Source organism: Micromonospora sp. NPDC049801, from assembly GCF_040656575.1.
Classification (GTDB): domain Bacteria; phylum Actinomycetota; class Actinomycetes; order Mycobacteriales; family Micromonosporaceae; genus Micromonospora.
On record NZ_JBFAMS010000005.1, the window covers coordinates 39,182 to 61,177 of the forward strand.

Sequence of the window (21,996 nt, forward strand, 5' to 3'; positions counted from 1 at the left end):
CGTGGGCGCGATCACCGGAACGTTCAAGGGATTCGGTGTCACCTTCTCGCACATGTTCAGGAAGGTCGTCACCACCGACTATCCGTTCAAGCCGCCGGTTTCGGCGCCGCGCTACCACGGGCGGCACATCCTCAACCGGCACCCGGACGGCCTGGAGAAGTGCATCGGCTGCGAGCTGTGCGCCTGGGCCTGCCCGGCGGACGCGATCTACGTCGAGGGCGGCGACAACACCGACGAGCAGCGCTTCTCGCCGGGTGAGCGGTACGCCAGCACCTACCAGATCAACTACGCGCGGTGCATCTTCTGCGGACTCTGCATCGAGGCCTGCCCGACCCGTTCGCTGACCATGAGCAACGAGTACGAGCTGGCCCGGGACAACCGACAGGACCTGATCTTCACCAAGGAGCAGTTGCTCGCCCCGCTGTTGGAGGGCATGGAGCAGCCGCCGCACCCGATGCGGCTGGGTGACAGCGAGAAGGACTACTACGTCGGCGCGCTGGACAACCCGGGCACCTCCGCCGGTGCCGAGACGTCACCGATGGGCCCTGGCCGCTACCAGGTCGAGGAGCACCCCGGCGTGACGTTCCCGGGCGCCGAGCAGGCCGCCCAGCGTGCGGCGGTCGGCAAGGGAGAGAACGCATGACCACGTCTACGGTGCTCGCCGCGGCGGGCGGGGTGTCCGGCGGCGAGCAGGTCACCTTCTGGATCCTCGCGCCGCTCGCGCTGATCGGCGCGATCGGGATGGTGGCGGCCCGCAACGCGGTGCACTCGGCGCTCTGGCTGGTGCTGACCATGCTCTGCCTGGGCGTGTTCTACGTGCTCCAGGCCGGGCCGTTCATCGGCATGGTGCAGATCATCGTCTACACCGGCGCGATCATGATGCTCTTCCTGTTCGTGCTGATGCTCGTCGGTCGGGACGCGTCCGACTCGCTGATCGAGACCCTGCGCGGTCAGCGGGTCGCCGCGATCGTGCTGGGGCTGGGCTTCGCCGGCCTCGTCGGCGGCGCCCTCTACCGGGCCGTCGAGGGCTCCACCGCCGTCGGCCTGGACGAGGCCAACGCGGAGGGGAACGTGCAGGGCATCGCCCGGCTGCTGTTCACGAAGTACGTCTTCGCGTTCGAGCTGACCTCGGCGCTGCTGATCACCGCGGCGGTCGGCGCCATGGTGCTCGCGCACGTCGAGCGGCGCAAGCAGGACAAGATGGACCAGCCGGCGACCATGCGGGCCCGCTTCGCGCCGGGCAACTACCCGGGCCCCAAGCCGGGCCCCGGCGTCTTCGCGACCTCCTCCTCGGTGGCCACCCCGGCGCGACTGCCGGACGGCCGGCTCACCGAGCGGAGCACGCCGGACATCCTGCCGGTGCGTGAGCTGACCGCGCAGGAGACCACTCTGAAGGGGACCGACCGGTGACTCCTGACTATTACCTGGTGCTGGCCGCGGTGCTGTTCACCATCGGCGCCGCCGGGGTGCTCGTCCGACGCAACGCGCTCGTGCTGTTCATGTGTGTCGAGCTGATGCTCAACGCGGCCAACCTGACGCTGGTCACCTTCAGCCGGATCAACGGTGACCTCAACGGCCAGATCATGGCGTTCTTCGTGATGGTGGTGGCCGCCGCCGAGGTCGTGGTCGGCCTCGCGATCATCATGGCCATCTTCCGGACGCGACGCTCGGCGAGCGTCGACGACGCCAACCTGCTGAAGTACTAAAGGGGTCCACCGGTGGAAGAGACTGTGGAATACGCCCAGGCCACGGGGCTGCTCGGGGGCGTCTGGCTGCTGGTGGCGATCCCGCTGGTCAGCGCGGCCATCCTGCTGCTGCTCGGCCGGCGGGCCGACCGCTGGGGGCACTGGTTGGGCGTCGCGGCCATCGGCGCCGCGTTCGTGCTCGGGCTGGCGTCCTTCTTCCAGCTACGAGGCCTGGAGAACAAGTCGGTCGAGCTGAGCCTGTGGGACTTCATCGCGGTCGGTGACCTGCGGGTCGACTTCGGCCTGCTGTTCGATCCGCTGGCCGCCGTCTTCGTGCTCCTCATCACCGGCGTCGGCTTCCTGATCCACCTGTACGCCGTGGAGTACATGGCGCACGACGCGGGTCGCCGCCGGTTCTTCGCGTACTTCAACCTGTTCGTCGCCGCCATGCTGCTGCTGGTGCTCGGCAACAACTACGTGATGCTCTACTTCGGCTGGGAGGGCGTCGGTCTGGCGTCGTACCTGCTGATCTCCTTCTGGTACGGGCGGCCGAGCGCCGCCACGGCCGGCAAGAAGGCGTTCCTGATGAACCGGGTCGGTGACACCGGCCTCGCCATCGGCATCTTCATCATGTTCGCGACCCTGGGCACCACCCAGTACGACGAGGTCTTCAACGGCGTCGGCTCACTGACCGGCACCACCGTGCTGGTCCTCGGCCTGTTGCTGCTGCTCGGCGCGGCCGGTAAGTCCGGCCAGTTCCCGTTGCAGGCGTGGCTGCCGGACGCGATGGAGGGCCCCACCCCGGTGTCGGCGCTCATTCACGCCGCCACCATGGTCACCGCCGGTGTCTACCTGATCGCCCGCTCCAACCCGATCTTCTCCGCGAACTCGACGCTCCAGCTCGTGGTGGTCAGCGTCGGCGCGCTCACCCTGCTGATGGGCTGCATCATCGGCGCGGCCAAGGACGACATCAAGCGGGTGCTCGCCTGGTCGACGGTGAGCCAGATCGGCTACATGTTCCTCGGCGTCGGTCTCGGCGGCGGGGCGTACGCGCTGGCCATCGTGCACCTGCTGGCGCACGGCTTCTTCAAGGCCAACATGTTCCTGGGCGCCGGCTCGGTCATGCACGGCATGAAGGACCAGGTGGACATCCGCCGCTTCGGTGGGCTGTCGACGTACATGAAGGTCACCTGGTTGACGTTCATGATGGGCTGGCTGGCCATCATCGGCATGTTCCCGTTCTCCGGCTTCTTCTCCAAGGAGCCGATCATCGTGGCCGCCTTCGAGCGGGAGGACTGGACCGCCTGGCTCTACGGCAGTGCCGCGCTGCTCGGTGCGGGCCTGACCGCGTTCTACATGACGCGGCTGTTCGTGCTCACGTTCCACGGTCCGAAGCGGTGGACCGAGGACATCGAGCACCCGCACGAGTCGCCGAAGCTGATGACCATTCCGCTGATCCTGCTGGCGATCGGCTCGGTCGGCGCCGGCTTCCTGCTCTCCACCTCCGTGCCGGACTGGCTGACGTCCACCGCCGGTCTGGGCGGCGAGCACGCGGAGCACGAGCCGGTCCTCTCGCACCTCGTGATCACCACGCTGTCGCTGCTGGTCACCGTGCTCGGCGCCGGCCTGGCCTGGTTCCTGTTCCGGGCCGGCACGGCCACCGCGCCGCAGCCGGCCGGGATCCTGGTCACCGCCGCCCGACGCAACCTCTACACCGACGCCGTCAACGAGGCGGTCTTCGAGAAGCCGGGCATCTTCCTCACCCGGGCGCTGGTCTTCCTCGACAACCGGGGCATCGACGGTCTCGTTAACGGGCTCGCCGCCGCCGTCGGCGGGGGTTCGGGTCGACTCCGGCGGATGCAGACCGGCTTCGTCCGCTCGTACGCCACCTCGATCCTGGCCGGCGCGCTGCTGGTGATGGCGGCGTTCCTCGCGGTGCAGGCGGGGTGGTTGGCATGACCGACCCGAAGACGCCCGCCCCCGCCGGCGGACCACGCATCCACCACGGAGGTAAGGCCGCATAATGTCCAACTTCCCGTTCCTCTCGGTGCTCACCGTGGCGCCACTGGTGGGCGCTCTGGTGGTGGCCTTCCTGCCGCGCCACCGGCCCGAGCTGGCCAAGCAGGTGGCGTTCGCCTGGTCGCTGCTGGTACTGGTGCTCTCGGTGGTGATGTGGGTCAGCTTCAACGCCGGCGGTGACCGGTTCCAGTTCCGGGAGTCGTACACCTGGATCCCGAACTGGGGCGTCAACTTCACCTTCGCCGCCGACGGCATCGCGCTGGTGATGCTGATGCTGATCGCGGTGCTGGTGCCGTTGGTGATCCTGGCGTCCTGGCACGACGCCGAGTCGTCGAAGCGGTCCATCCCGGTCTACTTCGCGCTACTGCTGATCCTCGAGAGCACGATGATCGGCGTCTTCGCGGCCGCCGACGTCTTCCTGTTCTACGTGTTCTTCGAGGTCATGCTCGTGCCGATGTACTTCCTGATCGGCAGCTACGGCGGCCACCAGCGGCAGTACGCGGCGGTGAAGTTCTTCCTCTACTCGCTGGTCGGCGGTCTGTTCATGCTGGCCGCGGTGATCGGCCTGTGGGTGGTCGGTGGCAAGACGTTCGACTGGCAGGCGCTCTCGCAGGTCGACATCAGCACCGGCACCGAGCGGTGGCTGTTCCTCGGCTTCTTCCTCGCGTTCGCCATCAAGGCCCCGTTCTTCCCGTTCCACACCTGGCTGCCGGACGCCGGTGGCGCCGCCCCGGCGGGTGCCGCCGCGTTGCTGGTCGGTGTGCTGGACAAGGTCGGCACGTTCGGCATCCTGCGCTACTGCCTGCCGCTGTTCCCCGAGGCGTCGAAGTGGTTCGCGCCCTGGGCGCTGGCGTTGGGCGTGATCGGCATCATCTACGCGGCGCTGCTGGCGGTCGGTCAGAACGACCTCAAGCGGCTGGTGTCGTACACCTCGATCGCGCACTTCGGGTTCATCGGGGTGGGCATCTTCGCGTTCACCACCCAGGCCGGCACCGGCGCGGTGCTCTACATGCTCAACCACGGCCTGGCCACCGGCCTGCTCTTCCTCGTGGTGGGCATGCTCGTCGCCCGGCGTGGCTCGGCGCTGATCAGTGACTTCGGTGGTGCCGGCAAGCTGGTCCCGGTGCTCGCCGGTGTGCTGTTCTTCGCCGGTCTGGCCTCGCTCGCCCTGCCGGGGACCGCGCCGTTCATCTCCGAGTTCCTGGTGCTGATCGGCACGTTCACGGTGAACAAGCCGGTGGCGGTCATCGCCACGGTCGGCATCATCCTGGCGGCGGCGTACGTGCTGTGGATGGTGCAACGCACCACGCAGGGCACGCTCAACCCGGCGCTGACCGAGGTCGACGGTATGCGCCGGGACCTCAGCCTGCGGGAGAAGGTCGTGGTCGCCCCGCTGATCGCGCTGATCGTGCTGCTCGGCTTCTACCCGAAGCCGGTCACCGACGTGATCAACCCGGCCGTCCAGGCGACCATGGACGACATCGGCAGGACCGACCCCGCCCCATCGGTGGGCGGCACTCTCCAGGAGGCAGGCCGGTGAGCGCGAGGAGTGCAGCGGAGCGGAGCCCCGCAGTCGCGAACGGAAGGTCGGCATCGGTGAGCGCGAGGAGTGCAGCGCAGCGGAGCCCCGCAGTCGCGAACGAAAGGTCGGCACAGTGACCGAGTTGAAACTGCCGTCGCTCGATTACGCGGCGCTCGCCCCGATCCTGATCATGCTGGGCACCGCGTTGCTCGGCGTGCTGGTCGAGGCCTTCGTGCCCCGGCGCTCGCGACACCTGGTGCAGCTGACGCTGGCACTGCTGGCCGTGCTCGCCGCGCTGACCATGGTGGTCCTCAACGCCGACGACCGGCTCATCACGGCCGGTCAGGCCATCGCGGTGGACGGGCCGACGCTGTTCCTCCAGGGCGCGATCCTGGTGCTGGCGGCCATGGCGCTGCTCCTGATCGGCGACCGCTCCGTCGAGCGGGGCGGCGCGTTCGTCGCCCAGGCCGCCGTGACGGCGGAGTCGGCCGACGACCGGAAGCAGGCTGAGGGCCGCAACGGCCTCACCGAGGTGTACCCGCTCGTCACGTTCGCCATCGGCGGCATGCTGATCTTCGTGGCGGCGAACGACCTGCTGACCATGTTCATCGCGTTGGAAGTCTTCTCCCTCCCGCTGTACCTGCTCTGCGCGCTGGCTCGCCGCCGGCGGCTGCTGAGCCAGGAAGCGGCGATGAAGTACTTCCTGCTCGGCGCGTACGCCTCGGCGTTCTTCCTGTTCGGTGTGGCCCTGATCTACGGCTTCACCGCGGGCGTTCCGGGCCGTTCCGCCGGTGTCGACTTCGCGACCGTCAACGCGGCGGTGAGTGAGTCTCCGGCCAGCCCGGTGCTGCTCTTCGCCGGCATGGCGCTGCTCGCCATCGGTCTGCTCTTCAAGGCCGCCGCGGCCCCGTTCCACGTCTGGACCCCGGACGTCTACCAGGGTGCGCCGACCCCGGTCACCGGCTTCATGGCGGCCTGCACCAAGGTCGCCGCGTTCGGCGCCCTGCTGCGCGTCTTCCACGTCGCGTTCGAGGGCGGGGGCTGGGACTTCACCCCGGTCCTCGGCGCGGTGGCGGTGCTGACCATGCTCCTGGGCGCGGTGCTCGCGGTCACCCAGACCGACATCAAGCGGCTGCTCGCGTACTCCTCGATCGCCAACGCCGGCTACCTGCTGGTCGGCGTGCTGGCCCCGAGCAAGGACGGGCTGTCCGGCACGATGTTCTACCTGGTCGCGTACGGCTTCTCGGTGCTCGCCGCGTTCGCCGTGGTGACCCTGGTCCGGGACGCCGACGGCGAGGCCACCCACCTGTCCCGGTGGGCGGGGTTGGGCCGGCGCTCGCCGTTCTTCGCCGCGCTGTTCACGTTCATCCTGCTGGCCTTCGCCGGTATCCCGCTGACCAGCGGATTCACCAGCAAGTTCGCCATCTTCGGGCCGGCCCTTGAGGGCGGTCAGGCGTGGCTGGTGATCGCCGGTGTGCTGACCAGCATGGTGCTCGCGTTCCCGTACCTGCGGGTCGTGGTGATGATGTGGCTGTCCGAGCCGGGCGAGTCCACCCCGACCGTGACCGTGCCGGGCGGGCTCACCTCCGCCGCCCTGATGATCGGCGTGCTGGCCACCCTGGTGCTGGGTGTCGCCCCGGCGCCGCTGCTCGACCTGGCTACCGGAGCCGCCGAATTCGTGCGGTGAGACGTGGCTCTACCACCGGGGGCCGGCGCGCGACAGCGTGCCGGCCCCCGCTGCGTATCCCCGATCCGGAGCAGGTAGAACGGGTGTGGCATGGTTGATGGTGTGGTGATTCCGGCTGGCGAGCGTTCAGGTGCCACCGGTTCCGGCGGTCGCCGGGGTCGGGCGAGCATGAGTCAGTTCGGCGCGCTCGGCCTTCATCTCGCCGATCCCCGCGTCGAGGCATCCGTGCTGGGCCTGCTGGAAGCGGTCGAGGTCGAGCTGAGTGCGAGTGTGGCCAGCGCCGACCCGTTCGTCTCCGAGGCGGCCCGGCACCTTCTCGACGCCGGGGGTAAGCGGTTCCGGCCGCTGCTGGTGGCGCTCGGTGCCCAGTTCGGCGATCCCACGGGTGCGCGGGTGGTCCCGGCGGCCGTGGTGATGGAGCTCACGCACCTGGCCACCCTCTACCACGACGACGTGATGGACGAGGCGGACGTGCGGCGGGGTGCGCCGAGCGCCAACTCGCGTTGGACCAACTCGGTCGCCATCCTGGTCGGCGACTACCTCTTCGCCCGCGCCGCGGACATCGCGGCGGACCTGGGCCCGGAGGCCGTCCGGTTGCAGGCGCGCACCTTCGCCCGGCTCGTGCACGGGCAGATCGCCGAGACGGTGGGGCCGCGTGCCGGCGACGACCCGGTCGCGCACTACCTGAGCGTGATCGCCGAGAAGACCGGCTCCCTGATCGCCACGTCGGCCCGCTTCGGCGGCATGTTCAGTGGCGCTCCGGCGGAGCACGTCGAGGCGCTCGCCGGGTACGGCGAGACGATCGGCGTCGCCTTCCAGCTCTCCGACGACCTGCTCGACATCGCGTCCGAGTCGGTGCAGTCGGGCAAGACGCCCGGCACGGACCTGCGCGAGGGGGTCCCGACGCTCCCGGTGCTCTACGCCCGTGCGGCCGACGACTCCGACGCCTCCTCGGTGCGGCTGCGGGAGATCCTGGCGACCGGTCCGTTGACCGACGACGCGCTGCACGCCGAGGCGCTGGGGCTGCTGCGGGAGAGCCCGGCGCTCAAGCGTGCCCGGGAGACCGTGCGCAGCTACGCCGAGGACGCCCGCGCCTGTCTGGCCCCGCTCCCCGCGAACTCGTCCCGCCAGGCCCTGGAGTCGCTCTGCGACTACATAGCCGACCGCACAAGCTGACCAGCACACCCCTCCAGCGCGGCACCCCCAGCTTCGTTGATCATGAAGTTATTGCCTCGACACGCCGTGTGATCGGGCAACAACTTCATGATCACCGGCTCGGGGGTGAGGGGTTGGTAGGAGGCGGCTGGCGGTCAGCATCAGGGCGGCGGCCAGCAGCATCGACACCGAGGCCGTGGCCCACATTGTCGGGTAGCCCAGGTGGGCGGCGAGCGGGCCGAGGCTCAGTGGGCCGAGGCAGCCGCCCGCGTACACCCCGGTCTGTGTGATCGAGGTGGCGGCGGCCGGAGCCTGCGGGTGCAGCCGGACCACCGCGAAGGTCATGAGGCCGGGCCAGGCCCAGCCCAGACCGAACCCGAGCACCACGCCCGCCACCAGCGGCACCGGGCCGGCCACCGCGAGCAGGCCCAGCCCGACCGCCCCGATCACCAGCATCGCGGCGATGAGCGCGACGTGACCGTTCGCCCGCCGGTCGGCCAGTCCGCCAGCGCCCACCCGGGCGACGACACAGACCGCGCTGCCCAGGGTCAGGGTGAGGCCGGCCAGAGCAGGCGAGAGGCCCCGGGCGGCGGCCGAGTCGACCAGGAAGGTGCCGAGCGCGTTGGCCGCGCCCGCCGCCAACGTCGCCGCCGCGCCGACGACCACCAGGGCCGTCGTGGCCCGGCCTCCGCGCGTCCCGTCGGCCCGACGCGCACGACCGGACACCTGCCGGGGTACGGCCGGCAGCGTGGTCAGCGCCGCGACTGCCGCCACCACGAACGCCCAACGCCAGCCGGCGGTGAGCGCGATGGTGGGCACCGCCGCGCCGGCCAACAGCGTCGAGACCGGGATCGCCGCCTGCTTGACGCCGAACGACAGGCCCTGCCTCCGCGGCGGGACGTGCTCGGCGAGCGCCGCGTTGCTGGCGAGCTGGCCGAGGGCGTTCGCGGCGGCGCTGAGCGCCAGCAGGGCGAGCAGCGCCTCGTACGAGCGGGCGAGCGCTGCCACGGCCAGCATCGACCCGGAGGCCAGCACGATGGCACAGCGGGCCACCAGCGCCGGCCCGTACCGCTCGACGAGGCGTCCGGAGGGCACCGAGGCCAGCGCGCTCACGCCGAAGTAGACGGAGACGGCCAGGCCCAGCCCGGCGGGGGAGAAGCGGAGATCCGCACCCATCTGCACGGCGAGGCCGCCGAGCAGGAAGACGGGCAGTACGCAGGCCACGGTGGTGGCCACGGCGCCGGCGCTGGCCCGGATGGGGCGGGTGCGGACGGGCGCGGGGGTGAGGACGGTGTGGGTCATCGTGCGGCAAACCTACGCGAGTCGCGCTCAGGCAACTCCTGGTGACCGCTGGTGTACGAGGAGTGGATGGTGATCTGGCATCCTCGACCCGAACAGGCATTTCGCACGCGGCCTGTTTTTCATATGGTGTAAGTCCCCGGCGGCGGAGGTGGTTGTGCGCGACCCCTTGGCAGAACCTTCGGACCTGATCCGCAGCGTGTCCCGAGCACTGCGGGTGCTCGAGTCGGTCGGTCGTGCCCCGAAGGGCCTGACCGTCAAGCAGATCGCCCGACGGTGTGAGCTGACCGTGGCCACCACCTACCACCTCGTCCGCACCCTCGCGTACGAGGGTTACGTGATCCGTCGCGAGGACGGCACGTACATCGTGGGTCTCGAGGTGGCCGACCGTTACCGCGAGTTGGTGACCGCGTTCCGGGGTCCGCCGGTGGTCGGCGAGACGTTGCGACGCGCCGCCGTCGACACCGGTTACAGCCACTTCCTGGGTCGGTTCGTCGGCGGTCAGGTCGCCATCACGGCGGTGGCCGAGGGGCACCGCTCGCCGTATCTGGAAGATCTCGTTCCCGGCTTCGACGAGGGGGCCCACGCGACCGCTCTCGGCAAGTCCCTGCTCGCCACCCTGACCGCCGAGCAGCGTTTCCGCTATCTCCGCGAGTACGGCATGCGTCCCTTCACCAGCGCCACGCTGACCGCCACCGAGACGTTCGAGGCCGACCTGGCCGCCGGTGACCGCCGGGGGATGCAGTTGGAGTTGGGACAGTTCCGCCAGGGGGTGGCCTGCGCGGCGGTGCTCGTCGCACCCGACAAGGACATGGAACGTCGAGTTGTGCTGGCCTGCGCCCTGCCCGCGAGCGAGATGATGACCTCCGCCCGGGTCGTACGCGCGAAGCTGCTCACCGTCGCCCGTACGGTCGCCGACGGCATCGCCGCCGACCACTGACCCGCCGGACGCGCCAGAGGCCCTCTCCCGGGCTGGAAGAGGGCCTCTCGGGGCGGTCCGGCGCCGAACCGCCAGGGGAACGTCAGCTGCCCACCGGGCCGCCGTCGAGGCGCCAGGTGACCACCACGCCCGGCTTGGCGTAGTCGCCGTCCGGCCAGTTCGAGGCCGGGTTCTCCACCGACGCGCCGGTGATCTCGCCCGGGTGCTGCACCGCGACGAACACCGAGCGGTTGTCGCCGGTGATGAACGGACCGCAGGTCTCCGCGCCGATCGGCACGGTCAGGAACTGCTTGAGGTGGCCCTTCTCCGGACCGTCGACCGCGGTGGCGAAGAGGCCGTCGTTGCTGCCCAGCGCATTGCCGTCGGTGGAGATCCACAGGTTGCCGGTGGCGTCGAAGGCGACGTTGTCCGGGCAGGAGATCGGCGAGACCTGGGTCTTGTCGTACCCGGAGAAGAACGTCGAGGGGTCGGTCGGGTCGCCGCAGACGATGGGGAGCGACCAGGCGAACGTCTCCGCCGTGTTGTCGTCGCGCTCCTCGACCAGCTCCAGGATCTGCCCGTGCTTGTTGGCGTTGCGCGGGTTGGCCTCGTCCGCGGCCGCCTTGCCGGCCTTGCCGCGGTCGGTGTTGTTGGTCAGCGCCACGTACACCTTGCCGGTGAGGTGGCTCGGCTCGACGTCCTCGGGACGGTCCATCTTGGTCGCGCCGACCTTGTCACCGGCGAGCCGGGTGAAGGTGAGCACGTCCGCGGCGGTCATCCCGTCGACGAACGACCTGTTGCCGCTGACCAACTTGATCCAGCGACCCCGACCGTTGAACGCGCCGTCGGTGGGGAGCGTGCCGGAGCCGTCGATCTCGGCGGCGCTGGTCTGGTCGAGCTTCGCCACGTACAGCGTGCCGGACTCCAGCAGGGTCAGGTTGTGCTTGCGGGCGGCCCAGGAGTTGCCCTTGAGGAACTTCTTGTCCGAGACGAACTTGTACAGGTAGTCGAACCGCTCGTCGTCGCCCATGTACGCGACCACGTGGCCGTCCTTGGCGATGATGACGTTCGCGCCCTCGTGCTTGAAGCGACCCATCGCGGTGTGCTTGCGCGGACGGCTCTCCGGGTCGAACGGGTCGATCTCGACGACCCACCCGAACCGGTGCGCCTCGTTGGGGTGCTTGGCCAGGTCGAAGCGCTCGTCGGCGCGTTCCCACTTGCGGCTGCCGCTGGGGTAGCGAGCGGTGGTGGTGATGCCGTAGCGGTCGAACTTCGGCTTCAGGTCGGCCGGCGCGGCGTCGGCGCCGACGAAGTACTGGTTGAAGTTCTCCTCGCCGGACAGCACGGTGCCCCACGGGGTCACGCCACCGGAGCAGTTGTTCAGCGTGCCGACGACCGTACGGCCCTTCGGGTCGGCGGCGGTCTTCAGCCAGGCCGAGCCGGCGGCCGGGCCGGTCAGGTCGAACTTGGTGCTCAGCGCGGTGACCCGCCGGTTGTACGGCCGGCGGCCGTTGCCCACGGGCTTCCACTGCCCGGTGCCGCCGACCCGCTCCAGCTCCACCACGGACATGCCGTGCGCGGCCATTGCGGTGCGCAGCTGCTCCACGGAGAGTCCGTCCAGGCCGGGGAACCCGGGGAACATGAGGTCCTCGTTGGTGTACTCGTGGTTGACCACGAGCAGCGCCCTCCTGCCCTGCTTGTCCAGCGGCAGCACACCCACGAAGTCGTTGTTGTAGCCGAACTGCTTCGACTGCGCGGCGGCGCTCTGGTGGTGCAGGTCGAACGCCGGCGCGCCCGGCAGCACCGGGTCACCCCACTTGATCACCACGGCGTGGTCGTAGCCGTTCGGCACGACCAGGGTGTCCAGCTTGTTCGGCGGAATCGGCTTGAAGGTCAGCGCGCCGCTGCCGACACCCGTGGTGGGACGGCCGAAGCCGAAGTTCTCCGGCACGTCCGGGGTGGCGGGGGCCGCGCTGGCGGGGGCCGCGCCGGCCAGCGCGCCGACCGCCGCGCCGCCGAAGCCGAGCACCAGGGCGCCGACCGCGCCGGCCCGGACCACGCCGCGCCGGGAGACCTCCGCGTCCACCACGTCACCGAAGTACGCGTTCTCGGACGTGTTCGGTACCGGGTGGTCACAGGCGTTGCCGCAGCGGTACAGGCAGGTCATGGCGTCACGGGTGCCGTGGCGCTTGCCGGTCAACAGCGGGAGCAGCCGGGGACGGTCGCTCATGGGAGAAGCCTCCAGGTGAGTGGGTGGCGCGACAGGCGGCGTACCAGCCGGACGCTAGGAGGACGCGGTGAGCGGTCGTCGGCCGCGATGTGAACCAGGCGTGAACACCTGCCCGGCCACCAGTGGTCTGACCTCGGGCTGAACCGTTCGGCGTCACCACACGTATTCCCGGGCGGACGCACCGCCGGACCCGCGCCGGAAGTGAGGAGACCGCCATCAGCGACCATGACGCCCAACTGCTGCGGGCGCTGCACGACGAGCACGCGGAGGCGTTGTACGCACACGCCCTGCGGCTGGTCAACGGCGACCGGCAGCGGGCCGAGGACCTGGTGCAGGAGACGCTGCTGCGGGCCTGGCGGCATCCCGAGTCCCTCGACCCACGACGTGGCTCCGTGCGGGCCTGGCTGTTCACGACCGCCCGCAACCTGGCCATCGACGCCTGGCGTCGACGCTCCACGCGGGTCGGCGAGGTGTTCACCGACGAGATTCCCGAGCCGCCGGAGGTCGTCGACGAGGCCGAGCGCGCCGTCGAGGCGTGGACCGTCGCCGAGGCGTTGAACCGGCTCAGCCCGACCCACCGTGAAGTCCTGGTGGAGTGCTTCTACCAGGGGCGGTCGGTGGCGGAGGCGGCGTCGCGGCTGGGGGTGCCGCCGGGCACCGTCAAGTCACGCACCCACTACGCGCTGCGCTCACTACGGTTGGTCCTGGCCGAGATGGGGGTGACGGGATGACCCGGTGCGAGTTCGCGCACGACGACGGCGCGTACGTGCTGGGCGCCCTGGCCCCCGCCGAGCGGGCGGCCTACGAGCGGCACCTCGCCGGCTGTGCCTCGTGCCGGGATGCCGTCGCCGAGATCGCCGTCCTACCGGGACTGCTCGGCCGCCTCGACCCGGCGGGCCTGGAACAGTTCCTGCCACCGCCGACCGCGCCCCGGGCGCCCGCGCTGCTCGAGGAGGCCCGGGCGCGCCGGCGCCGCGAACGGACCAGGATCCGTCGCCGGTACGCCCTGACGACGCTGGCCGCCGCCGCGTTGGCCCTGGTGGTCGGCGTGGGAACGGCTGCCGTGCTGCCCCGACCGGTCGCCCCGCCGCCTGACCCGGGGGCGCAGGGCACTTCGCGCCCCGCCCCGCAGGTGTCGATGGTCGCTATGCGGCCGGTGGCACTCGCCGGTCCGGTGCACGCCGACATCGGTCTGACCGGCAGCAAGTGGGGCACCGAGATCACCATGCACTGCGGGTACGACGCGCGGACGAGCTACGGCAAGGCGTACCCGTTCCGGCTGGTGGCGAAGGGCCCGAGCGGCGCGAGCGAACAGATCGGCTCCTGGCTCGCCGCGCCCGGCGACGACCTGGTGTTCACCGGCATGACCCGCTTCACCGACGCGGAGCTGGTCAGCGTGGAACTCCAACGAGCCGACGGCACCCCCCTGCTCACCTACGCAGTCCCCTAACCCCGCCCCCAGGCTCGCCCCCCACCCCGCCCCCGCCCCGCCCCGCCCCCACCCCGCCCCCCACCCCCACCCCGTCGATCATGGAGTTGTGGTGGGTGACAAAGCGCCCGAACTAGTGTTCGGCGGGCACCACAACTCCATGATCGGCCACGACGGGGCGGGACCGGCGGGACTGGCGGGCGGCGCGGATGGCGTCGGCGGTGAAGACCAGCAGGGCGAGCCAGACCAGCGCGAAGCCGGCGAGGCGGGCCGGCGGCATCGGCTCGTGGAAGATCAGCACACCGCAGCCGAGCTGGAGGATCGGCGCCAGGTACTGGATCATGCCGAGGCCGGTCAGCGGCAGCCGGTTGGCGGCCCCGGCAAAGAGCAGCAGCGGGATCGCGGTGGCCGCGCCGGCCAGCACCAGCAGCGCGGTGTGCCCGGCCGAGACGTGCCCGAAGGTCAGTCCGTCGTGCCGGGACAACCAGGCCAGGTAATTCAGCGCGGGCAGCGCCAGCACCGCCGACTCGACGAAGAGCCCCTCGGCGGCGGGCAGCCCGAGCCGCTTCTTGATCAGGCCGTAGCCGGCGAAGCTGAACGCCAGGGTCAGCGCCAGCCAGGGCAGCCGGCCGTAGTCGACGGCGAGCACCGCGACGGCCGACCCGCCGATGCCCAGGGCCACCCACTGCGCGGCCCGCAGCCGCTCCCGCAGCACCGTCACCCCGAGCAGCACCACCACCAGGGGGTTGATGAAGTAGCCGAGCGCGGTCTCCACCACCCGGTCGGAGCTAACGCCGTAGATGTAGGTGCCCCAGTTGACGGCGATGAGCGCCGCCGCGGCGACGATTCCGGCGAGCGCCGCGCGCCGGCGCAGCAGGGCCCGCAGGAAGCCGACGTTGCGCAGCGCGCCGAGCAGCAGGGCCACGAAGAGCACCGACCACACTATCCGGTGGGCCAGGATCTCCAACGGGCCGGTGGGCCGCAGCACCTTGAAGTAGAGCGGGAAGAAACCCCAGAGCAGGTACGCGCCGATGCCGTAGAGGTATCCCAGGCGGAGTGGCGTCACGCCTCCACCGTAAGGGGTGAACCTCCGTCTGGTTCCTTTCCGGTGATGGGGGTCACCGGCGGTCGCCGATCGAGGTTCATCCACCGCTCGGGAACGTCCAACGGGGTGAAGCCCGCCCGCGCGTACACCTCGTGCGCGTCGTTGGTGATCAGCAGGATCCGCCGTACGCCCAGCTCGTCCAGGTGGTCTCGGACCGCGCCCACCAGCCAGGTGCCCAGGCCGAGCCCTCGCGCGGCCCGGTCGACGTACACGTCGCAGAGCCAGGCGAAGGTGGCGCGGTCGGTGACCACGCGGGCCACCGCGACCTGGCTGTCGTCGTCGGTCCGGTAAATGCCGAACGGCAGCGACCCCGCGAACGCCCGCACGACGCTGTCCCGGTCGCGTCCCAGTGCCCAGTACGCGTCGGTGGACAGCCAGTGGTGTACCCGGTCCAGGTCGAGTCGGGCGGGATCGGTGCTCAGCAGGTGGCCGTCGGGCCGGGTCAGGGTGAACACGTCGGCGACGCTAACCGACCCGAGGGGGCCGCCAGCCGGCCAATTCCCGAACTCTGGTCACCGGACCGCCCCGCCCGTCGGGGCCGGGCGGTCCGGGACGGTGGTGGTCGGTCAGTCGCGGTCGAGGACGGCCCCGAGGATCCACGTCACGATGCTCACGAACAGGGCGCCGAGAACGGCGGCCGGCCAGAACCCGTCCACCGAGAACGGCAGCCCGGCCTGATCGGCGATCCAACTGGTGAGCAGGAACAGCAGCCCGTTCACCACCAGCGCGATGAGGCCGAGCGTGAGCAGGTAGAAGCCGCAGCCGACGGTCTTGATGACCGGCTGGAGCACCGCGTTGACGATGCCGAAGATCGCCGCCACCAGGATCAGCGTGGTGACCGTCTGGACGGCGGAGGTCGATTCCAGGTCGATGCCCGGAATGAGCAGCGTGGCCAGCCAGAAGGCCAGTGCCGTGGTGGCCAGCCGAATCAGCAACCCTTTCAGAAAACCCATGGCGGGGATCGTGCCACGGACCATCCACGGGCGTAACCCGGCAGTTGACCATCGAGGACGACCGGCCCGCCTCGCGCGAGCGCGCAGACCCCTGAGCGCGGGCGCGCGCAGACCCCTGGGCGCGGGCGCGCTCAGGCCCGTGCCGGCCGGCCGATCAGCTGGGACTCGATCGGAGTCGGGGAGAGCAGTGCCCACCGCAACGCGCGACGGTTCACCACCGCCACCATGTCGTCGCGGATGCGGGTCAGCCAGTCGGCCGAGGCGCCCAGGCCCAGCGCCGCGCCGGCCAGCGTCGCCTCCGCCGGGTGCAGCCGCTGGAGCACCGCCAGGTCGGCGCGGGTCAACGTGTCCACGTCGGCCGGTGTCAGCTCGTCGCGCACCACGAGGGTGGCCCGCCACGCCGGACCAGGTTCGGTCTCGGCCGGCACCGCTCCGGTGTCGACGACCAGCAGCAACGGCCGCAGTGCGGCGCCGGCCGATTCGGCGACCGGCCGGCCCGGCGGGATGAGCGGAATCGTTCCGCCCGGCGCGCCCACCCCCCGTACGAACGGCTCCCACGCGCGGGGTCGCGCCGTCTGCACCACCACCAGCGCCCCCAGCGCCATCGCACGCAACGCGACGAGCTGAGCGGTACGCACCCCGCCCAGCAACAGCACCCGCGTGCCCTCCGGCCGGAACAGCCGCACGGTGACCGCGCCACCCTGCCGGTTGGTGCCGACCAACATCCCCGCCTCGCCCAGGGTCAACTCCCAGTCGTCCGGCGCCGCCTCGGGCCGCCCGGCCGAGGGGAGCGCCAGCGGTAGCGTGCCGGCCAGGCCGTCCAGGTGCGCGCCGTCGAGCCGCCGCAGTTCCCCGCCCGCGCCGTCGACGAGGCGGCCCAACGCGGCGACGGCCACGGTCAGTTCGGCCGTCGACGTGGCGGCCAGGCGTACGGTCAGCTCGGTCACCGCGTCCGCGGCCGGCCCCACGCAGAGCGACACGGTCGTCGCGGTCGCCGGCAGCGTCAGCAGCCGGGGTACCAGCCGCCGGGCCCCCGCCCCACCGCCCTGTGGCCAGCGGACCAGCCGGAACGTCGCCTGGACCAGAGTGCCGGTGCGCAGCGACGGCCAGGCCTGAAGTATCGGCTCGCCGTCGTGATGGGCCAGCTCGCCCAGGACCCGCAGCGCCGCGGGTACGCCGAGCGGCCGGGCGGTCAGCGGCCCGAGCCGACGGATGATCCGGCGGGTCGTGCCGGCGAGTGCCCGGCGCAGCGCCTCCGGCGTCCAGCCGTCCGCCCGCAGCACCCGGACCGCGAGCACCGCCCGCTCCCGCCCGACGAGGCGGCCGTCGGTGAGCTGCCGGTACGAGGTCCCGACCGTGCCACCCGCCGTCGGGACCGGCGCCGGTGTGCCGGTGAGCAGCAGTTGGATCCGTACCGGTGGCACGTCCGGCCCCGGCGTCGGTAGCAGCGTGGACGGCGCGGGGATCGCCCGGGACGCGTCGCCGAGCAGGTCGCCGGGGTCTCCGAGTTCCAGCATCACCACCATGCCGCCGGTGTCCTCCAGCACCGCCGCCGGCCCGCTGGACAACTCGGTCGAGCCGACGACGGCTCCGGGCGCGACCAGGTCGAGCAGTTCGGCCGCACCGGCCCGCTCGCCCAGGCCGCGACGGCGGGTCACGTGCCCGGCGGCGGTGCCCAGCCACTCGAAGAGCCACCGGCCCCGGAACCGGGCGCAGGCGGCCGTCACCAGAAGCGTCGCCCCCAACAGCGCGGCGATCATGACCGGGGCGCCCTGGCCGGAGGCGGCGAGGACGACCGCCACGGCGACCTGCCCGGTGACCAGTTGGCCCGCGCGCATCGCCGCACCGAGCCGACCGATGGCGGCCCACCGCGCGGTGGGCCGTCGAGCGGGTACGGCGGCGCTGCCGAGAGTGCCCGACGCGCTGCCGCCGATCGTGGTCGATCCGACGTCCAGTGCGGTGCCGACCGACGGGACGGCGGGGATGTCCGACCCGGCGGTCGGGGAAGTTGCGGTCGGGCCCCACCCGGCGTCGCTCGCCGATTGCGCGCCCGATGTGGTGATCGGCGGCACCGCGCCTCCTCGACCCGCTCTGGACGTGCCCGGCGGCCGACCGCCCCCGGATGCCCGTCACGCGCCGCGACGGGGCTGCCGCACATAGTAGGCGACCGATGGCTGTCGTAGTTGTCCACAGGGGAGAGCCGGGGGTAGCAGAACCGCTACCAGGCCGCTACCGTCAGCCACGAAGTTCATCGCTGACCCGTGTCCGACCGTGCTCGTCGAGCGGGCCACGCGAGCGGTGCGCTCCCACCGCGGGCGCATTGACAGCCAGGCACGACCGAGGAGACGAGGTGACGTCCGGGTGTCCCAGACCCAGGCAGAAGCAGCGGTGATGAAGCAGACCGCCGCGAAGTTCGAACAGGTGGACCAGTCGTTGCAGTCCATGCTGACCGGCCTGCTGGCCGAGTTGGAGGTGTTGCAGCAGGCCTGGCGCGGCGCCGGTGGGCGGTCGTTCGAGCAGGTCAAGCGACAGTGGGCAGACGATCAGGCGGCGTTGCACCGCGCGCTGCGGGAGACCGCCGGTGCCATTCGCACCGCCGGCCGACAGTACGACGTCTCGGACGACGAGGCGGCCAGCCGGGTGGCCGGCACCAACCGCGGCGGCATCCAGCTGCCGCTCTGACCTGCCGGGAGGGCGTTCCGATGGACAACGGTGTGCTGGTCGTCAACTTTGCCGCGCTGCAACAGGCCGGCGCGGACATTCAGCGGGCGCTGAACACGCTCGACTCGCAGCTCGGCCAGCTCGAACGTGACGCTGCGCCGCTGGTGTCGGCCTGGTCGGGTGACGCCCGCGAGGCGTACGAGCAGCGCCAGGCGCGGTGGCGCTCCGCCTCGCAGGACCTGCAGGCGATGCTGCGTGCTATCAAGTTGGCGGTGGACGACTCCGCCGCCGACTACCTCGACACCGAGAAGAAGAACACCGGGCTGTTCCAGTGACGTCGGTGGGCCGGGAGCGCTGACATGACCGCGTCGGCGTCCCGGCCACCCTCGGGCGAGGGCCACGGCGGCGACCGGGTCGGGTCAGGCCGGCTCGGCCGGTCGCCAACGTCGGCGTGCGCCCCGGGGCAGCACGAGGGCCAGCACCACCACGGCGACAGCCGTCACGCCGATCACCGCGCCGGCCACCAGGGCCCGGTCTCGGGCGGTCGCGCGACGCGCCTGGCGGGCCAGCGCGGCCTGATCGGCCCGGTCATCGGCGAGCGCGGCGGCGGATCGGGGTCCGCCCGGCCGGCCGCCGGTCTCGGTGACCGCCCGATAGGGGTTCAACACGCCGGCCCCGTACCCGCCGCCGTGTCCCGGGCCGGGCGCGGGATCGGCCGTGGCGACGATCCGCTCCACCACCTCGGTGGCGGTCAGCTCGGGTCGGTACGCGCGCAGCAGGGCCGCGGTGGCGGCCACGAACGGCGCGGCGTAACTGGTGCCCTCCACCCGCTGGTGGCCCTGGGCGGGCGCGGCGACGAGCACCTCGCTGCCGGGGGCGACCAGATCGACGTACGCGCCGATCTGCGAGAAGGTGGCCCGCGTCCCGTCCGCCCCGATCGCGCCCACCCCGAGCACCCCGTCGTACGCGGCGGGGAACGGGCGCGGGTCACCGTTGTCGTGCAGGTTGCCCACGGCGGCCACCAGCACCACGTCCCGCTCGACGGCGTACCGGACGGCGGAACGGACCTGCGGGTCGTCGGCGTACAGCACCACGGAGAGGTTCACCACGTCGGCGTCGTGGTCGACGGCCCAGCGGATGGCGCGGGCGAACTCGCCGGCGCTGACCGTGCGCCCCGATTCCCGGCCCTGCACCACCTGCTGCTCACTCACACGTACCGGCAGGATCCGGGCGGCCGGCGCCAGTCCGTGGAAGGCGACGTCGGGCCGCGGCGCCGCCGCGATGATGCTCGCCACACCGGTGCCGTGCCCGGCACAGTCCTGGCCGCCGTCCCCACCCGGTTCGAGCAGGTCGGCGCCGGGCAGCACCCGACCGGCCAGTTGGGGGTGTGCCCGGTCGACGCCGGAGTCGACCACCGCGACCGTCACCCCCGCCCCGGTGGTCAGCGGCGCGAGCCGCGCCGGGTCGTACCGCTGCTGGGGCCACGGTGTGGCCTCGACCTGTCGAACGGGCGTCAGTGGGGTCGCGCAGACCGGAGCCGATCGGCGCGGGCCGGCGGCGACGGCCGGACCGGTCGCGCCGGTCAGCAGCGCGACCGCCAGACCGGCCAGGACCGGGCGCGCAATCGACCGGGACATCGACAGCCTCCGTATCGTGTCGGCTCCGGAACGGGATGTTATCGCCTCGCCGTCACCGGGGCGGACCGCCGCCGGCCAGCCATTGTGATCTTGATGCCACCTTGTAGGTTGTACGCGATACCTGTGGCCTGTTCTCGGGAGGAGAGGTGGCCGTGACCGAATGGGAGCCGGCCACGGAGGCCGAGGTGGCGATGCGGGACGCGCTGCGCGCCAACGATCAGGAGCTCTACTTCCGCCTCCTGTCCCGTACCGAGCTGCTGTTGCCCGTCTCCGCACCGGCATCCGCCGGTCAGGCCGCCGGCTGGGGCACCTGGACGACCGGTGGCCGGACGCACGTACTGGCCTTCACCTCCACCACCGCGCTGCGGGCCTGCCTGGGCGAGCACGCGGGCACCCACCGGCGTGTCCCGTTCGCCGACCTCGCGCTGGGCTGGCCAAACCACGAGTGGTGGCTCGCGGTCAACCCCGGGCTGCCCGTCGAGGGGTACCTGCCGTCCTGGTTCGTGTCGCAGCTCTCCCGTGGTGACGTCCGGCTGCCGGGCCGCGCCATGGGCGCCCGGGCCCGGCTGGAGCGGGCCGAGACCCTCTCCCGGTTCCGGGCGGGTACGACCGGTCGGGACGCCCCGCCCGCCGCCGGGTTCGTACCGCCCTCGCCGCCGGTCCCCGAGGCGACGCCGCCCGGACGACCCGGGCCGAGGGGCGCGACGCCTCCGGTGTCTCCGACCCCCGCCTCGGCCCATCCCACCCGCGCGCCCGGCCCGGGTGACCTGCCGCGCCGCTCCGGGGTGGAGGACATGCCCGCCGCCGGGCCACCGCAGCCGACCGAACCGCCCCGCACCGTCCGGCCGGGCACCGGCGTCGGGCCGGGGGCGAGCCGCACCGCTGCTTCGCGGTACGTGCCCCTGGCCGCCGACCGTAGCCGCGCCGCCCCGGTCGACCAGCCGATTCCACGCGCCGGCCGGCCGTCCGCGACCCGGCCGGCCAATGAGGGCGACGGTCCGGCCGTCGGTGGTGGCGCCAACGAGGACGGCCGGCGCTCCTTCTTCGAACCGACGTCCGGTCGTAAGTCTGGCCTGCCCTCCGGCGACGGTCGGACGGGCGACCGGGCTGCGCCGCCGTCGCGGTTCGGGCGCGGCAGTCAGCCCTTTCCGCGCCGCCGTCCCGCCGACGCGCCCGGCGGCGACAGCGCGACCCAGGCCTTCGCGATGCCCGCGCCGGACGTCGGCCGCGGACCGTGGCCGCCCGCGGCTGACCAGGGCACATCCCGGGTGGTACGAGCGCCGCTGACCGATGACGAGGCCACGCAGCCGCTGCCGCCGCGGCGGCCCGACCCGTTGGCCGAGGAGCCAACCCGCGCGTTCCGGGTGCCCGGTCCGGTCAACGGTAGGCCGCCACCGGCCCGCCTTTCGGAGCCGGCGGACGAGACCCAGGCGATCCCGCGCGGCCGGCCCGCTGAGCGGCGGCGCTTCGAACCGGTGGAGGATCTGCCTCCGGCGGTCGCGGAACCGGTCTCCGGCCCGCCCGCCCCCCGTCGCGGCTTCACGCCCATCGTCATCGAGGGCACCATCATCGAGTCCCGGGATCTCGATCCGCCCGAGGTCGGCCCCTTCTTCGACACCGGACGGCGACCCGGCCCGACGACCACCGCCCCGCCACCGTTCAGCCGCCCGTCCGTGCCGGACCCGTCTGTGTCCA

Annotated in this window: 20 protein-coding genes; 13 read left to right on the plus strand and 7 right to left on the minus strand. The window is 71.9% G+C overall.

What is annotated here, in order from left to right; genetic code table 11:
* The first annotated feature begins 1 nt into the window (after nt 1).
* From nuoI to AB0I89_RS10770, 7 genes are all read left to right on the plus strand, one after another.
* The gene (nuoI, locus tag AB0I89_RS10740) at nt 2-643 is read left to right on the plus strand and encodes an NADH-quinone oxidoreductase subunit NuoI (protein WP_355048266.1); all 642 of its coding nucleotides are present in this window, start codon (nt 2-4) and stop codon (nt 641-643) included.
* Nucleotides 640-1,410: an NADH-quinone oxidoreductase subunit J gene (locus AB0I89_RS10745; RefSeq protein ID WP_357123536.1), complete on the plus strand. Its 771-nt coding sequence runs from the start codon at nt 640-642 to the stop codon at nt 1,408-1,410. The genes nuoI and AB0I89_RS10745 overlap by 4 nt, the downstream gene beginning before the upstream one ends.
* On the plus strand, nt 1,407-1,706 hold the full coding sequence (nuoK, locus tag AB0I89_RS10750; protein ID WP_355048264.1) for an NADH-quinone oxidoreductase subunit NuoK: 300 nt from the start codon (nt 1,407-1,409) through the stop codon (nt 1,704-1,706). The genes AB0I89_RS10745 and nuoK overlap by 4 nt, the downstream gene beginning before the upstream one ends.
* Nucleotides 1,707-1,718: 12 nt before the next feature.
* Nucleotides 1,719-3,644 carry an NADH-quinone oxidoreductase subunit L gene (gene nuoL, locus AB0I89_RS10755; protein WP_357123541.1) on the plus strand — a complete coding sequence of 642 codons (1,926 nt, stop codon included), beginning with the start codon at nt 1,719-1,721 and terminating at the stop codon, nt 3,642-3,644.
* Between the two features lie 64 nt (nt 3,645-3,708).
* Nucleotides 3,709-5,244, plus strand: coding sequence for an NADH-quinone oxidoreductase subunit M (locus AB0I89_RS10760; RefSeq protein ID WP_357123544.1), 1,536 nt, complete (start codon nt 3,709-3,711; stop codon nt 5,242-5,244).
* Between the two features lie 115 nt (nt 5,245-5,359).
* Nucleotides 5,360-6,913 (plus strand): NADH-quinone oxidoreductase subunit NuoN, encoded by a 1,554-nt coding sequence (nuoN, locus tag AB0I89_RS10765; RefSeq protein WP_357123547.1) that lies wholly within the window; start codon nt 5,360-5,362, stop codon nt 6,911-6,913.
* A gap of 90 nt (nt 6,914-7,003) precedes the next feature.
* Nucleotides 7,004-8,089 carry a polyprenyl synthetase family protein gene (locus AB0I89_RS10770; RefSeq protein ID WP_357123550.1) on the plus strand — a complete coding sequence of 362 codons (1,086 nt, stop codon included), beginning with the start codon at nt 7,004-7,006 and terminating at the stop codon, nt 8,087-8,089.
* Between the two features lie 48 nt (nt 8,090-8,137).
* On the opposite strand, the gene AB0I89_RS10775 is transcribed toward AB0I89_RS10770, so the two are convergent.
* Nucleotides 8,138-9,370 carry an MFS transporter gene (locus AB0I89_RS10775; RefSeq protein WP_357123553.1) on the minus strand — a complete coding sequence of 411 codons (1,233 nt, stop codon included), beginning with the start codon at nt 9,368-9,370 and terminating at the stop codon, nt 8,138-8,140.
* 154 nt (nt 9,371-9,524) lie between these two features.
* Between AB0I89_RS10775 and AB0I89_RS10780 the strand changes: the two genes are divergently transcribed.
* Nucleotides 9,525-10,307, plus strand: a complete 783-nt coding sequence (locus AB0I89_RS10780; protein ID WP_357123556.1) for an IclR family transcriptional regulator C-terminal domain-containing protein — start codon at nt 9,525-9,527, stop codon at nt 10,305-10,307.
* Nucleotides 10,308-10,389: 82 nt separating this feature from the next.
* Here the strand turns inward: AB0I89_RS10780 and AB0I89_RS10785 are convergent, their stop codons facing one another.
* Nucleotides 10,390-12,516: a PhoX family phosphatase gene (locus AB0I89_RS10785; RefSeq protein WP_357123559.1), complete on the minus strand. Its 2,127-nt coding sequence runs from the start codon at nt 12,514-12,516 to the stop codon at nt 10,390-10,392.
* A gap of 215 nt (nt 12,517-12,731) precedes the next feature.
* Between AB0I89_RS10785 and AB0I89_RS10790 the strand changes: the two genes are divergently transcribed.
* Both AB0I89_RS10790 and AB0I89_RS10795 read left to right on the plus strand, forming a co-directional pair.
* Nucleotides 12,732-13,247 carry a sigma-70 family RNA polymerase sigma factor gene (locus AB0I89_RS10790; protein WP_357124632.1) on the plus strand — a complete coding sequence of 172 codons (516 nt, stop codon included), beginning with the start codon at nt 12,732-12,734 and terminating at the stop codon, nt 13,245-13,247.
* Nucleotides 13,244-13,966, plus strand: coding sequence for a zf-HC2 domain-containing protein (locus AB0I89_RS10795; protein ID WP_357123562.1), 723 nt, complete (start codon nt 13,244-13,246; stop codon nt 13,964-13,966). The genes AB0I89_RS10790 and AB0I89_RS10795 overlap by 4 nt, the downstream gene beginning before the upstream one ends.
* Nucleotides 13,967-14,078: 112 nt before the next feature.
* Here the strand turns inward: AB0I89_RS10795 and rarD are convergent, their stop codons facing one another.
* The 4 genes from rarD to eccE form a co-directional block, all read right to left on the minus strand.
* Entirely contained in the window at nt 14,079-15,011 is a 933-nt protein-coding gene (rarD, locus tag AB0I89_RS10800) for an EamA family transporter RarD (protein WP_357123565.1), read from the minus strand.
* Complete coding sequence (locus AB0I89_RS10805; protein ID WP_357123568.1) at nt 15,008-15,505, minus strand: GNAT family N-acetyltransferase; 498 nt, start codon at nt 15,503-15,505, stop codon at nt 15,008-15,010. The genes rarD and AB0I89_RS10805 overlap by 4 nt, the downstream gene beginning before the upstream one ends.
* Before the next feature lie 111 nt (nt 15,506-15,616).
* The gene (locus AB0I89_RS10810; protein WP_355049298.1) at nt 15,617-16,003 is read right to left on the minus strand and encodes a phage holin family protein; all 387 of its coding nucleotides are present in this window, start codon (nt 16,001-16,003) and stop codon (nt 15,617-15,619) included.
* 131 nt (nt 16,004-16,134) lie between these two features.
* A complete protein-coding gene (gene eccE, locus AB0I89_RS10815; RefSeq protein ID WP_357123572.1) occupies nt 16,135-18,075 on the minus strand; it encodes a type VII secretion protein EccE in 1,941 nt (646 codons plus the stop codon).
* Between the two features lie 289 nt (nt 18,076-18,364).
* Between eccE and AB0I89_RS10820 the strand changes: the two genes are divergently transcribed.
* Both AB0I89_RS10820 and AB0I89_RS10825 read left to right on the plus strand, forming a co-directional pair.
* On the plus strand, nt 18,365-18,685 hold the full coding sequence (locus AB0I89_RS10820) for a WXG100 family type VII secretion target (protein WP_357123575.1): 321 nt from the start codon (nt 18,365-18,367) through the stop codon (nt 18,683-18,685).
* Nucleotides 18,686-18,705: 20 nt separating this feature from the next.
* Nucleotides 18,706-18,999 carry a WXG100 family type VII secretion target gene (locus tag AB0I89_RS10825; RefSeq protein ID WP_357123578.1) on the plus strand — a complete coding sequence of 98 codons (294 nt, stop codon included), beginning with the start codon at nt 18,706-18,708 and terminating at the stop codon, nt 18,997-18,999.
* Between the two features lie 84 nt (nt 19,000-19,083).
* On the opposite strand, the gene mycP is transcribed toward AB0I89_RS10825, so the two are convergent.
* Nucleotides 19,084-20,301 carry a type VII secretion-associated serine protease mycosin gene (gene mycP / locus AB0I89_RS10830; protein WP_357123581.1) on the minus strand — a complete coding sequence of 406 codons (1,218 nt, stop codon included), beginning with the start codon at nt 20,299-20,301 and terminating at the stop codon, nt 19,084-19,086.
* 152 nt (nt 20,302-20,453) lie between these two features.
* Here mycP and AB0I89_RS10835 point away from each other — a divergent pair.
* The coding region (locus tag AB0I89_RS10835; protein ID WP_357123585.1) for an SseB family protein at nt 20,454-21,996 on the plus strand (1,543 nt) is incomplete at its 3' end.

Excerpts from the sequence above, each read along its gene's own strand:
- AB0I89_RS10745 (WP_357123536.1), top strand. The coding sequence starts at position 640 with ATGACCACGTCTACGGTGCTCGCCGCGGCGGGCGGGGTGTCCGGCGGC.
- AB0I89_RS10760 (WP_357123544.1), top strand. The coding sequence starts at position 3,709 with ATGTCCAACTTCCCGTTCCTCTCGGTGCTCACCGTGGCGCCACTGGTG.
- AB0I89_RS10770 (WP_357123550.1), top strand. The coding sequence starts at position 7,004 with ATGGTTGATGGTGTGGTGATTCCGGCTGGCGAGCGTTCAGGTGCCACC.
- AB0I89_RS10775 (WP_357123553.1), bottom strand. The coding sequence starts at position 9,370 with ATGACCCACACCGTCCTCACCCCCGCGCCCGTCCGCACCCGCCCCATC.
- AB0I89_RS10785 (WP_357123559.1), bottom strand. The coding sequence starts at position 12,516 with ATGAGCGACCGTCCCCGGCTGCTCCCGCTGTTGACCGGCAAGCGCCAC.
- AB0I89_RS10795 (WP_357123562.1), top strand. The coding sequence starts at position 13,244 with ATGACCCGGTGCGAGTTCGCGCACGACGACGGCGCGTACGTGCTGGGC.
- AB0I89_RS10810 (WP_355049298.1), bottom strand. The coding sequence starts at position 16,003 with ATGGGTTTTCTGAAAGGGTTGCTGATTCGGCTGGCCACCACGGCACTG.
- AB0I89_RS10825 (WP_357123578.1), top strand. The coding sequence starts at position 18,706 with ATGGACAACGGTGTGCTGGTCGTCAACTTTGCCGCGCTGCAACAGGCC.
- mycP (WP_357123581.1), bottom strand. The coding sequence starts at position 20,301 with ATGTCCCGGTCGATTGCGCGCCCGGTCCTGGCCGGTCTGGCGGTCGCG.